At 49.0% G+C, this 11,081-nt stretch carries 14 protein-coding genes; all 14 read left to right on the top strand.

Features of this window, described 5'->3' with window-relative positions; translation table 11 throughout:
- Nucleotides 1-188: 188 nt before the first annotated feature.
- The 14 genes from VIS48_07435 (at nucleotide 189) to VIS48_07370 (ending at nucleotide 11,067) form a co-directional block, all read left to right on the top strand.
- Nucleotides 189-911: a phosphoribosylaminoimidazolesuccinocarboxamide synthase gene (locus tag VIS48_07435; protein HEY9165976.1), complete on the top strand. Its 723-nt coding sequence runs from the start codon at nucleotides 189-191 to the stop codon at nucleotides 909-911.
- A 6-nt stretch (nucleotides 912-917) separates the two neighbouring features.
- Nucleotides 918-1,583, top strand: a complete 666-nt coding sequence (locus tag VIS48_07430; GenBank protein HEY9165975.1) for a phosphatidylserine decarboxylase family protein — start codon at nucleotides 918-920, stop codon at nucleotides 1,581-1,583.
- Nucleotides 1,576-2,370 (top strand): CDP-diacylglycerol--serine O-phosphatidyltransferase, encoded by a 795-nt coding sequence (gene pssA, locus VIS48_07425; GenBank protein HEY9165974.1) that lies wholly within the window; start codon nucleotides 1,576-1,578, stop codon nucleotides 2,368-2,370. Before VIS48_07430 ends, pssA begins: the two co-directional genes overlap by 8 nt.
- Nucleotides 2,371-2,381: 11 nt before the next feature.
- Nucleotides 2,382-2,696, top strand: a complete 315-nt coding sequence (gene purS, locus VIS48_07420; GenBank protein HEY9165973.1) for a phosphoribosylformylglycinamidine synthase subunit PurS — start codon at nucleotides 2,382-2,384, stop codon at nucleotides 2,694-2,696.
- Nucleotides 2,696-3,391 (top strand): phosphoribosylformylglycinamidine synthase subunit PurQ, encoded by a 696-nt coding sequence (gene purQ / locus VIS48_07415; protein HEY9165972.1) that lies wholly within the window; start codon nucleotides 2,696-2,698, stop codon nucleotides 3,389-3,391. Before purS ends, purQ begins: the two co-directional genes overlap by 1 nt.
- 18 nt (nucleotides 3,392-3,409) lie before the next feature.
- A complete protein-coding gene (gene tatA / locus VIS48_07410; protein HEY9165971.1) occupies nucleotides 3,410-3,592 on the top strand; it encodes a twin-arginine translocase TatA/TatE family subunit in 183 nt (60 codons plus the stop codon).
- Nucleotides 3,593-3,603: 11 nt separating this feature from the next.
- Nucleotides 3,604-3,870 (top strand): twin-arginine translocase TatA/TatE family subunit, encoded by a 267-nt coding sequence (locus VIS48_07405; GenBank protein ID HEY9165970.1) that lies wholly within the window; start codon nucleotides 3,604-3,606, stop codon nucleotides 3,868-3,870.
- Nucleotides 3,871-4,061: 191 nt separating this feature from the next.
- Nucleotides 4,062-4,346, top strand: coding sequence for a twin-arginine translocase TatA/TatE family subunit (locus tag VIS48_07400; protein HEY9165969.1), 285 nt, complete (start codon nucleotides 4,062-4,064; stop codon nucleotides 4,344-4,346).
- 5 nt (nucleotides 4,347-4,351) lie between these two features.
- Nucleotides 4,352-5,791: an Asp-tRNA(Asn)/Glu-tRNA(Gln) amidotransferase subunit GatA gene (gatA, locus tag VIS48_07395; GenBank protein HEY9165968.1), complete on the top strand. Its 1,440-nt coding sequence runs from the start codon at nucleotides 4,352-4,354 to the stop codon at nucleotides 5,789-5,791.
- Nucleotides 5,792-5,803: 12 nt separating this feature from the next.
- Complete coding sequence (sucD, locus tag VIS48_07390; protein ID HEY9165967.1) at nucleotides 5,804-6,775, top strand: succinate--CoA ligase subunit alpha; 972 nt, start codon at nucleotides 5,804-5,806, stop codon at nucleotides 6,773-6,775.
- Nucleotides 6,776-6,842: 67 nt separating this feature from the next.
- Complete coding sequence (gene ndk, locus VIS48_07385; GenBank protein ID HEY9165966.1) at nucleotides 6,843-7,262, top strand: nucleoside-diphosphate kinase; 420 nt, start codon at nucleotides 6,843-6,845, stop codon at nucleotides 7,260-7,262.
- A 6-nt stretch (nucleotides 7,263-7,268) separates the two neighbouring features.
- Nucleotides 7,269-7,823, top strand: coding sequence for an NUDIX hydrolase (locus VIS48_07380; GenBank protein HEY9165965.1), 555 nt, complete (start codon nucleotides 7,269-7,271; stop codon nucleotides 7,821-7,823).
- Complete coding sequence (locus VIS48_07375) at nucleotides 7,823-9,058, top strand: DUF1343 domain-containing protein (GenBank protein ID HEY9165964.1); 1,236 nt, start codon at nucleotides 7,823-7,825, stop codon at nucleotides 9,056-9,058. The genes VIS48_07380 and VIS48_07375 overlap by 1 nt, the downstream gene beginning before the upstream one ends.
- 221 nt (nucleotides 9,059-9,279) lie before the next feature.
- A complete protein-coding gene (locus VIS48_07370) occupies nucleotides 9,280-11,067 on the top strand; it encodes a putative porin (protein ID HEY9165963.1) in 1,788 nt (595 codons plus the stop codon).
- The last annotated feature ends 14 nt before the right edge of the window (nucleotides 11,068-11,081 follow it).

Raw genomic sequence — 11,081 nt, 5'->3', positions numbered from 1 at the left:
CTCTTAGAGTGCCAGAATTTTGATTTTTTTGAAGATCGAAGTTCAACTGCCCTTAATTTTCACCCGCCAGATTTTTAGTGTTTTCAAAGACCCCGAAAAATATTGTAACTTTCGCAGAATCAATAAGTTAGAACCTTGACTTTTGCCTCCCTTTTTGTTATTATTTTACGAATTTTACCGGAGGGTTTTTGGCAAAAAAGGAAAAACGTGTCATCCTTTCCAAGGGGAGTTCAAAAATTCTTTACTCCCTTCCTCAAGACGACATACTTTTGGCGGAATTTCGTCCTGATTTGGCAGTTGACGGAAAAAAAGTCTTCAAGATTAAAGACAGACCAAAGATCGCCGCAGAATTACAGGCGTTCATTTATGCTTATCTGGAAACTTACCAGATTCCTACGCATTTCTTCAGCCAGTCCGCTGATGAACTTCTCATAAAACGGTTGAGCATAATTCCGGTGGAAGTCACTGTCCGGAATCTGGTGTCACAGGCATTTGCAAAAAGATTCAAACATTTCAAGGCGAAGCACCCCCTTGATTTTCCCATCTATGAATACCTCCTGAAAGATGAAAGCGGTGACTTTCTTGTCAACGAGACTCATTTGTACGCCTTGCAGATTCTCACGCCGGAAGAATTCCGGACTATCAACCGACTGGCGAGCAAGATCGACGCTGTGATGAAGAGTTTTCTCGAACGGCGTGGATTCACCCTGGTCGATATTTCCATGAAATTCGGAAAGTATAAAGGTGTGGTCATGCTTGGAGACGAGATCTCGCCGGAAAACATGACTGCCATCGACAATCCTACCGGCGAAGAGATTTCCGTTTTCTCGGCGCGAGATTCGCGGGAGGCGTCTAAGCAATATCAACTGGTGTACGACCGCATCCTTCCCTCTGCCTCACGCAAGGCTTGATATCTAATGTTCCCCAGATTGGCGCGTTACGGATCCGATGTGATCGCAGTTGTTGTCATCGTCAGCGTAGCACTGGTCGTGGGGTCATTCCTAACGGAAGGACCTGTCGTCAGGATAATTCTCGACTTCATAGCTCTTATCGCGACCGCCTTTACTCTTTATTTCTTTCGTGACCCGGACAGAACACCGGCTTCAGAAAGGGAAGACGCCGTCATTTCGCCAGCGGACGGCAAAATCGTTTTTGTAGGCGACGTTAGAGAAGACGAGTACCTCAAGTCAAATGCGAGAATGATCAGCATATTCATGTCACCCCTGAATGTTCACGTGAACAGGATCCCCATGAAGGGGACTGTGGAATTTCTGAAATACGTTAAAGGTGATTATCTTGTAGCGTTCGACGAGAAATCGAGCAGTCGAAATGAGCGCATGCTGATCGGCATCGAAGATAAAGGCCAGCGGCTTCTGTTCAAGCAGATAGCGGGTTTTGTCGCGCGAAGAATTGTGTGCGAATTGACGAACGGTCAGGTAGTGAATGCCGGAGACCGGTTTGGTATGATCAAGTTCGGATCAAGGGTGGATGTTTTGTTACCGATGAATAGTGAAGTGACTGTCAAGATGAACGATAAGACTTTTTCAGGCAAGACTGTACTGGGATTTTTGCGCAATGAGTAAACAAAGAAGATACAACATACGCATCTCGCGTGCGGTCATCCCGAATTTCTTCACGATCCTCAACATGTTTTCCGGTTTCCTATCGATCCTCTCGACCACGGACAGGGATTTCGTTTCTGCGGCATGGCTTATAATTTTAGCGGCAATATTTGACAGTCTTGATGGAGTCATGGCGCGCTTGACGAGAAGCTCGAGCGAGTTCGGTGTGGAACTGGACTCACTTTCCGACCTTGTCTCGTTCGGTGTGGCGCCTTCGTTCTTGATTTACATGCTGGGCTTAAGAGCAATGGGCCCGCTGGGCACACTCTCCAGCGCCATGCTCATGGTCTTTGGAGGATTGCGGCTCGCGAGGTTCAACGTCCAGCTCGTCGGTTTTGACAAAGATTACTTCAAAGGACTTCCGATTCCATCGGCAGCGATTACGGTGAGCTCCTTTGTGCTTCTTTTTCTTGACAGAAACTTGAAGTCGCTGACTGCTGACGCGGCACCTTTTCTGATTGTGCTTGCGGTAAGTCTCTCTCTCCTTATGGTAAGTACGGTTAGATACGATACGATGCCGAAGCTGAGCAGAAGGGGAATTCGCGCTCATCCATTGAAGGCCTCAGTTTTTATCGTCTCATTGACACTCATCGTGGTTACAATCGGCAAAGCATTGTTCTGGCTATTCCTTCTTTATATCCTCGGAGGTATAGTGAGGTGGATAATTGAGCACATCAAATCGCTTGTCCACTCGAGAAAGGGCCGCGAGGAAGAAGAAGACGTGGAATTCAGCAGCTTCGACATCTAAGGGGATTTGAAATGTTCAAGGCCGTCGTCAAAGTCAACCTGAAGAAAAAGATACTTGACCCGCAGGGGAAAGCGATTGAGAGCAGTCTCCATAATCTTGGTTTTGGAAAGCTGGGCTCCGTGAGAACCGGAAGAACGATCGAAATCTCGGTCGACGAGACTGACACAGAACGCGCGCTCGGATCGATGCAGGCCGCCTGCAGGAAACTCCTGGCAAATCCTGTAACCGAAGATTATGAGCTCGATATGTTTGACGAGAAAGGAAATCTCCTCCAGCATTTCTCGAGCGTGAAGTCTGCTTCAACACGCGAGAAGGTCGGCGCCTGATGTCACATAAAATAGGCGTCGTGGTATTTCCAGGATCCAATTGTGACAGAGACGCATACAACGCTTTCGCAGACGTGATGCACCAGGATGTAGCATTTCTCTGGCACAAAGATACAAATCTCAACGGATCGGAATTGGTGGTCCTTCCCGGCGGCTTCTCTTACGGTGACTACCTGAGGTCGGGAGCAATCGCGAGGTTCTCTCCCATCATGAATGAGGTTGTGAAATTCGCTGAACGGGGCGGACTTGTCCTCGGAATATGTAACGGCTTCCAGGTACTTGTGGAGGCGGGATTGCTCCCGGGAGCGCTCCTCAGGAACGCAGAGCTGAAATTCGTGTGTAAGCAGGTCTATTTGCGGACAGAGACGACGAATACACCTTTCAGCTCGCAACTGAAACCGGGACAAATATTAAAAGTGCCGATCGCGCATGGTGATGGAAACTATTATGCGGACGAATCGACTCTCAAGAGTCTCGAGGATGAAGACCGGATAGTTTTCAGATATTCCACGTCCGACGGCAGAATCACCCCTGAATCAAATCCGAACGGGTCGATCATGAATATCGCCGGGATCGTGAACAATAGAAGAAATGTTTTGGGAATGATGCCTCATCCTGAGCGGGCCAGCGAACAGATATTGGGAAGCGCAAGCGGCGCGATGGTTTTGAAATCGGTGATCGAAAACTTAAATTAGGTCAAAGAAGAGGCTGATATGTTTGATGGAATTGGTGTCCCTGAGCTTATACTGATAGTTGCGATCCTTTTCATTTTCTTCGGTGCCAAGAGAATACCTGAATTTGCCCAGAACATAGGTAAAGGTATAAAAGAGTTCAAAAAATCGGTGAAGGAAATCCAGGAAGATCCTGACAAGAAGGAAGAAGAAAAGAAAAGCTAAGAGAAGAATCGATGTTTGAGAATATCGGTTTCGGCGAACTTCTTCTGATCATTATAGTATTGATAGTTTTCTTCGGTCCGAAGAAAATTCCCGATATTGCCCAATCAATCGGAAAAGGGATTCGCGAATTCAAGAGGGCAATGAAAGATGTTCAGGATGAAGTAACGAGATCGGTGAACGAAGTCCCTAAGACGACAGACCAGAAGCAGGTAACTCCTCCTGCTCAGAATCAGGAATTGAAGGCCGACTCCCAGTCGAAGACCGAAATCAAGTCCTGACCACTTAAGTAGCGCTAGAGATACCGGGGTGTCTGGATCCAATCTTACACGCCTTTGAAGATTGCTCCACAGCCTTTAAATTTAATGGAACTCGGCGCGTTTATTTCGGGATGCTCTCAAAATGATCGCGGCGATCCGGATCAGAAGCGAATCCGGTCGATGATTATGATACATATAAGGAGCAAAATGTTATGCTTGAAGACCTTAGCATTGGCAAGATATTACTGATACTCGTTGTGGTAATGATTTTCTTTGGACCGAAAAAGATACCTGATCTTGCACAGTCGATAGGAAAAGGGATCAGGGAATTTAAGAAGGCGATGCACGATGTTTCGGACGAGGTGAAGAAAAGTCCGGATGCTGAAACGAAACCTCAAATGGAGTCAGGCAGATTGGCGTCATCATCACAGCCTGGAGTTGCGGATCATAGCGGAACATCCAATACTGACCCGGCGGCAACCGACCACAAGTCATAGTATTCTTGCCCACAAAATCATCTCAAGTCGAGACTTTCGGAAATTTTAGGAAGAGACTTCTTCAAGGCGAAATCTCCTGTGAGAAGAACATTGAGAGATGCCTGGCTGCTGCGAAGTCGAAGTCAAACTTGAACGCCTACCTTGAGCTTTTTGACGAATCGATGGAAGTCGCGCGTCGTGTCGACACTAAGATCAAGAATGGTACTGCCGGCAAATTGGCCGGACTTGCGCTCGCTGTAAAAGATGTTATTGCGATAAAGAACAAGCGGCTTACTTGTGGTTCGAAGATCCTCGAGAATTTTACCTCCCCTTACGATGCAACCGTTATCGAACGGCTGGAAAGAGAAGACGCCATCATTATCGGCAAAACAAACATGGACGAGTTTGCGATGGGATCTTCGACGGAATACAGCGCATATCGGCCCGTACTGAACCCCGTCGATAACTCTAGGGTTCCGGGTGGATCAAGCGGCGGAAGCGCTGCCGCGGTTGCTGCGGGGACCTGCCAGATGGCGCTCGGGAGTGATACCGGCGGATCGATCCGCCAGCCGGCTTCCTTTTGCGGTGTCGTCGGATTGAAGCCGACTTACGGCCGCGTGTCGAGACATGGCCTGGTCGCGTTCGCTTCTTCGTTCGATGTGATCGGCCCATTTGCAACTACCGTGCAGGATGCCGCGCTCATTCTCGAAGTAATTGCGGGTTACGATGAGCGCGATTCAACATCCGCAAAGATGCCTGTACCATCTTATGCCTCATTCCTGACGGGAGACTTGGATAAACTCAGGATCGGAGTGGTCAAAGAGACCATGGGGGCGGGTGTGGCCGACGACGTTCGGAGCGCGATCGAAAAACAAATTGATCTCTTGCGAGATGCAGGAATGGAGATGGTGGAGTTGTCTATGCCCCATCTTGACTACACTATCCCGACATATTATATCCTTGCGACTGCAGAAGCGTCCTCAAACCTGGAGCGATTTGATGGTGCCCGGTACGGGCATCGGACGAAAGGAATAGATGATCTCGAAGAAATGTACGTCCAGTCACGCACCGAAGGTTTCGGTCCTGAAGTGAAAAGACGGATAATGCTCGGTACGTTTGTTCTATCGGCCGGGTATTACGACGCATACTATAGAAAAGCCCAGAGAGTACGACGGCTCATAAAGGACGATTTCGATCAGGCGTTCAGCAAAGTTGACGCGATAATTACCCCCACTGCTCCCACCACGGCATTCAAGTTTGGAGCGAAGACTTCTGATCCGGTTGAGATGTACCTCGAAGACATATTTACGGTTTCTGCAAACCTCGCAGGCATACCCGGAATTTCAGTGCCGGCGGGCAATGACTCTTCCGGTCTGCCGGTAGGGATGCAACTCCTCGGCCGCCAATTTGACGAGCAGACGATTCTTTCTTTGGCAGATCTTGTCGAACGTTCGCAGAAAAATTAGAAGAGGAAGTAGATGAGTATCCTGGTTGATAAATCCACTCGCCTCGTTGTACAGGGAATCACTGGCAGTGAAGGTTCATTCCACGCCGGTCAAATGATCGAGTACGGGACGAAAGTCGTCGCCGGCGTCACTCCGGGGAAGGGAGGAAGTAAACATCTTGATGTTCCCGTGTTCAATACGGTAGCGGAGGCGGTGGAAAAAGAAGGGGCGAACACATCGGTAATCTTTGTCCCCGCTGTCTTTGCGCCTGACGCAATCGTCGAGGCGGCAGACGCCGGAGTCGCACTAGTCGTATGCATTACCGAGGGAATCCCCGTTCGAAACATGATCGGAGTTTACGACTATCTCAAGAAGAAGAACGTGAGAATGGTCGGACCGAACTGTCCGGGCGTCATCTCGCCCGGCAAGGCGAAGGTCGGCATAATGCCCGGCTTCATACACCGACAGGGCAACGTCGGTCTGATTTCGAGATCCGGAACACTGACCTACGAAGCGGTCGCACAGGTAACCGCGCAGGGATACGGACAGTCGACCTGTGTCGGCATCGGCGGAGATCCGGTTATCGGTACCAAGTTCATCGATGCGTTAGAGCTCTTCAGGAACGACGAGCAGACCGAGGCGGTAGTGATGATCGGTGAGATCGGCGGTACCGCGGAGGAGGAGGCGGCTGCTTACATCAGGAGCCATTTCAACAAGCCTGTAGTGGGGTTCATCGCGGGCCGCACAGCGCCGCCCGGAAGAAGGATGGGACACGCCGGCGCCATAATATCCGGCGGACATGGCACCGCTGACGAAAAAATGGCTTCGATGCGTAAAGCGGGAGTTGTAGTCGTGGAGAGCCCCGCTATGATCGGTGACGCGGTGGCAAAAATACTCGGCAGAGCCTCGAGAAAAAAGATATCCGTCTCAGTCTCAAAGAAATCAAAGAAGCCGACACAATCGCGGAAGAAGAAATCGGCCGCCAGGATAAGAAAAAGAAAATAGCACGGATTATCCAGACAGTTTCGAATTGAGAAATTACACGTTGAAAGAGAGGAATACCTGAACTCATATGAGCCGCACATTAGCGATACTTAAGCCGGACTGTGTGAAGAAGAATCTGATAGGCGAAGTGATTGCGAGAATCCAGAGAGCGAATTTTAAAATAGTCGCATTGAAGATGGTGCGATTGACCAAGGAAAATGCCGGAGGATTCTACGCCGTTCACAAGGAAAGGCCGTTCTACAAAGATCTCGTCGAGTTCATGACGTCTGGCCCGTGTGTGCCGATTATCCTCGAAAAGGAAAACGCGTTCGATGAATTCAGGGAATTGATCGGCGCGACCGATCCGAAAGATGCGGCACCCGGAACTATCCGTCGCGACTTTGCAGCAAACAAGCAGGAGAATATTGTGCACGGTTCGGATTCTCCGGAAAACGCGGAGCGTGAAATAGCATTCTTCTTTAGTGATCGCGAGCTGCTGGAATTGTGAGGAGAATTGGCACTCAAGCGTCTGAAGACATTCCAGACTGAGCTGGTTCACAAGAACCCTTACTGGGAATATTGGCGCGATAGATATTCACTCCCCGGCGGAAATGTCGGGGAGTACCATTTTGTAAGAACGCCCGGCTCCGTGATGGTTGTTCCCGTAACCCATGACGGAAAGCTGGTGATGGTCAAACAATTCAGGTATTTGTGGAAGACTGAGAGCGTCGAGTTCCCTTCGGGAGGAGTGAACGCGCCGTCGTTCCTGACCGCGGCAAAGAACGAATTGGCAGAAGAGGCCAAACTGTCCGCCAGAAACTGGAAGCTCGTAGGAAAGTTCAATCCATTTAACGGTGTGACTGACGAGAAGTGTAATGTTTATGTCGCCAGCGAATTGTCACCGGCGGAAAAGGGAAACGACCCGTCCGAAGAATTTGAAGTTATGAAGATGAGTCCGTCAGAATTAAGAAGGCGAATCGAGAAGATGGAAATCTGGGACGGGATGACGCTCGCGGCATGGTGCCTGGCGGAGAAACAAGTCGCAAAATTTACGAAAGGGAGGCAGTGATGCGTCGCTTGAAAATCATTCCAGCTGCAATACTGGCAATTTCTATATCGGTATTTGCACAGGACCGCGTGCGAACAGGGGACGAGGTTCTCCTACAGAACGACCTGGGGATTCTAAAAGGAAAGAGAGTCGGATTAATAACGAACCAGAGCGGCATAATGCAGAACGGCACGCACATCGCCGACGCGTTGTCGATGAACCACGATTTTAGTTTGGTCGCACTTTTCGGACCTGAACACGGGATACGGGGCAAAGCGAGCGACGGTACTGCCGTGCCCGACAGCATTGATCCGAGGACCGGAGTCCACGTGTATTCGCTCTACGGAAAAAATGTTAAGCCTACCGCTGAGATGCTCTCCGGCATCGACGTGTTGGTCTATGATCTTCAGGACGTCGGAGTCAGATTCTACACTTACATAAGCACGCTTGATTTATGTATGGAGGCAGCAGCCGAGCATAATATAAAATTCGTCGTGCTGGACAAACCCGATATGGTTAGATCCGATTTTATTGATGGACCGGTACTCGACGATTCACTCAAATCTTTCGTCGGTATCCAACCGCTTCCGAGTGTTTACGGCATGACTCCCGGTGAGCTCGCTACTATGATGAACGAGGAGCATCTCTTGAAGAACGGAGTGAAAGCCGACCTGACGGTGATAAAGATGCAGAATTATCGTCATGAGATGTGGTACGATCAAACAGGATTGAAATGGATCGATCCCTCGCCCAACCTTCCCGACATGCAGTCGGTTGAAGTCTATCCGGGTTGTGTGCTCCTTGAAGCCACAAATGTTTCCGAAGGGCGAGGAACACCTCATCCTTTCCGGTGGATCGGCGCGCCCTTCATCGATTCAGAAAAGTTAATCGGTTTGCTTAACGCTCGGAACCTTCCTGGTGTTAGATTCGATCCGATCGAGTTTACTCCCGACTCCCTTCCGTGGGCGAAAGATCCGAAATTTGTTTCGAGGCTGTGCCACGGAGTTGATATTGTTGTCACGGATAGAGACATATTCAGGCCGGTGGAAATGGGAGTCACGTTGATCTGGGCGCTGCACGAGCTCTATCCGGGCGAGTTCAAGGTGAGGGTCTCGGGATTCGACAGGCTTTCCGGCGACGCGTCGATTTGGATCATGATAGAGTCGGGCAAAGATCCCGGTTCAATCATTTCTTCTTGGAAGAACAATCTGCAGAAATTTGAGACGGAAAGATCTAAGTATCAGCTTTACAACTGAAATATTCGCATCTACCTGAAATTGCGGCTGTTCATTTTAGCGGGTATTGTTTATTTTGTGTCACTTGAATGATTAATCAGCAGAAGTCATTTCCTTTCCGACCACGGTCCTTCATCATCTTTTTTATCTTTTTTGGGGTATCAGCTTCTTACGGACAACAGGATTCCGCGCGTATCCCGTTGGGCTCGCTGGTGAAGCCCGTTCTATACAGCGGATCAGTGATGACAATTCCGTCTTATTCAATTAATGATTCGGGAATCGCTTGGAATGATTACACGTTTTCCGGAGATGTGCTCCGGAAAATCCCTGGCGTATATCTCGCGAACATGTATCAGCCCGGTGATCCGTCGGAAATATTTTTCGACGGTATCGGAGGAAACTACACGCGGTACACGCTTGACGGGGTCGCGCTGAATGAACCGACCACTTCCACCATGAACCTGTATCATATTCCAATGGAGTTCATGAATGACGTTGAATATATAGACGCACTCAGGGCTCCGATCTATGATTTCAATTCCACAGGTGCGCTTGTGAATTTTAAGTCACAATCCTACAGCGAGCAGCAGCCGTATTCAAAAATTAGGCACCTCGAGGAGCCGTACAACTATCTCATCACCGACGGAGTTTTTTCCCAAAACATCGGTTTCAATTCAAATCTAGACGCAGGCTTCGAACGACAGACTACTGACGGAAGATTTTTAAATTCGGTCTACGACGGGATAAATATAAGAGCGAAATACAGATACAGCATTGATTCCACCAAGCAATTTACTCTGACCGAACTCTACTACCGGACGAAGGGAGGAATGACGGGCGGAGCGATGCCGTACGCGATCGACGCGAGCACTTTTGATCAGTTTCAGATAAACCTGAGGAGCCAGCAAGCTGATCTCACATATCTCCAGCATCACCTGCGCGCGGCATACTCCCAGTCGGATCCGGTCGATTCGAGCAATTTCATCTCCGCCACTTCATACTATGACTACTACAATTTTATCTTCAGTGACGGCGGCATCCCGTACTCTCTTACAAACCATAGCAGGAAATACGGCTTGGATTCACGAGGAAGTCAAGTGAACCCGCTCGGCAGATTGAACTATGGCGGGGAGATTGAAAGAGATGAAGACACTTACAATACCTCTACCTCGATACCTTCCGTAACCCGGTTTTCAATTTATGGCGATCAGGAATTCAGGCTTTTCAATTTCGTGACGGCAGGTATATTCGGAAGGGGAGACATTGTGGAAAGCAAGTTCTATCCGGCTTACGGTGCGTCCTTCGGCGTTGGGAGTGATGAATTCAAATTGGAACTTGGAGGCAGCTCTTCGAGACATTTGCCAAGTCAATCGGAGAAGTATTTCGTAACACAAAATTTTACAGGCAATCCTGGACTTACTGCGGAGACCGACCGCGACTTTCAGCTGACTGTTTCGGGAAACGCAGGTGACAATGTCTCCTATTACATTAAGCCTTACTTCAGAAGCATCGACAAACCGATTTACTATCGCGAGGTTTATAACGGTAAGCCTGCATATCCACAAATATCGATCGTCAATCTTTCTTCGCGCGATATTTATGGGCTCGACTTGAACGCGCAGGTCAGTTTCTGGAAACTCGTCGCGGACGGCAAATTGAATTACACTTATGAGAAGGTGGACGGCAATCAGGTTTACACTCTCCCAAAATATTCAGCGGAAGGAGAGCTCTACCTTCACGAAATAATGTTTGACAACCATCTTAACCTTAAGATCGGAATCCGCGGAAGCATTGTGAGCACATTCAGCGGAAGCGAATTCTACTCGCAGGCGCTTATTTATTATCCTTCGAATATCGACGAGTTCGGGCCATTCGGAAGCTCCGACGTGTTTCTCCAGGCGAAAATCGGCGACGCGATTCTCTACCTCACATTCTTCAACATAGCGGGCCAAGACTACGTCCTCACTCCGGTTTACCCGGCCCTCGATAGGAGCTTCGGGTTCGGAGTCAACTGGAATTTCTTAAACTGATCTTTGGGGAACGG

Source organism: Candidatus Kryptoniota bacterium (assembly GCA_036567965.1).
In the GTDB taxonomy this organism is placed as follows: Bacteria; Bacteroidota; Ignavibacteria; order Kryptoniales; family JAKASW01; genus JAKASW01.
Note: the sequence above shows the minus strand (reverse complement) of the source record. Positions and strands in the feature narration are given on the sequence as shown.

Coding starts and splice junctions, on each gene's coding strand:
- VIS48_07430 (HEY9165975.1), top strand. CDS start 918: ATGTTCCCCAGATTGGCGCGTTACGGATCCGATGTGATCGCAGTTGTT.
- pssA (HEY9165974.1), top strand. CDS start 1,576: ATGAGTAAACAAAGAAGATACAACATACGCATCTCGCGTGCGGTCATC.
- purS (HEY9165973.1), top strand. CDS start 2,382: ATGTTCAAGGCCGTCGTCAAAGTCAACCTGAAGAAAAAGATACTTGAC.
- purQ (HEY9165972.1), top strand. CDS start 2,696: ATGTCACATAAAATAGGCGTCGTGGTATTTCCAGGATCCAATTGTGAC.
- tatA (HEY9165971.1), top strand. CDS start 3,410: ATGTTTGATGGAATTGGTGTCCCTGAGCTTATACTGATAGTTGCGATC.
- VIS48_07405 (HEY9165970.1), top strand. CDS start 3,604: ATGTTTGAGAATATCGGTTTCGGCGAACTTCTTCTGATCATTATAGTA.
- VIS48_07400 (HEY9165969.1), top strand. CDS start 4,062: ATGCTTGAAGACCTTAGCATTGGCAAGATATTACTGATACTCGTTGTG.
- sucD (HEY9165967.1), top strand. CDS start 5,804: ATGAGTATCCTGGTTGATAAATCCACTCGCCTCGTTGTACAGGGAATC.
- ndk (HEY9165966.1), top strand. CDS start 6,843: ATGAGCCGCACATTAGCGATACTTAAGCCGGACTGTGTGAAGAAGAAT.
- VIS48_07375 (HEY9165964.1), top strand. CDS start 7,823: ATGCGTCGCTTGAAAATCATTCCAGCTGCAATACTGGCAATTTCTATA.
- VIS48_07370 (HEY9165963.1), top strand. CDS start 9,280: ATGACAATTCCGTCTTATTCAATTAATGATTCGGGAATCGCTTGGAAT.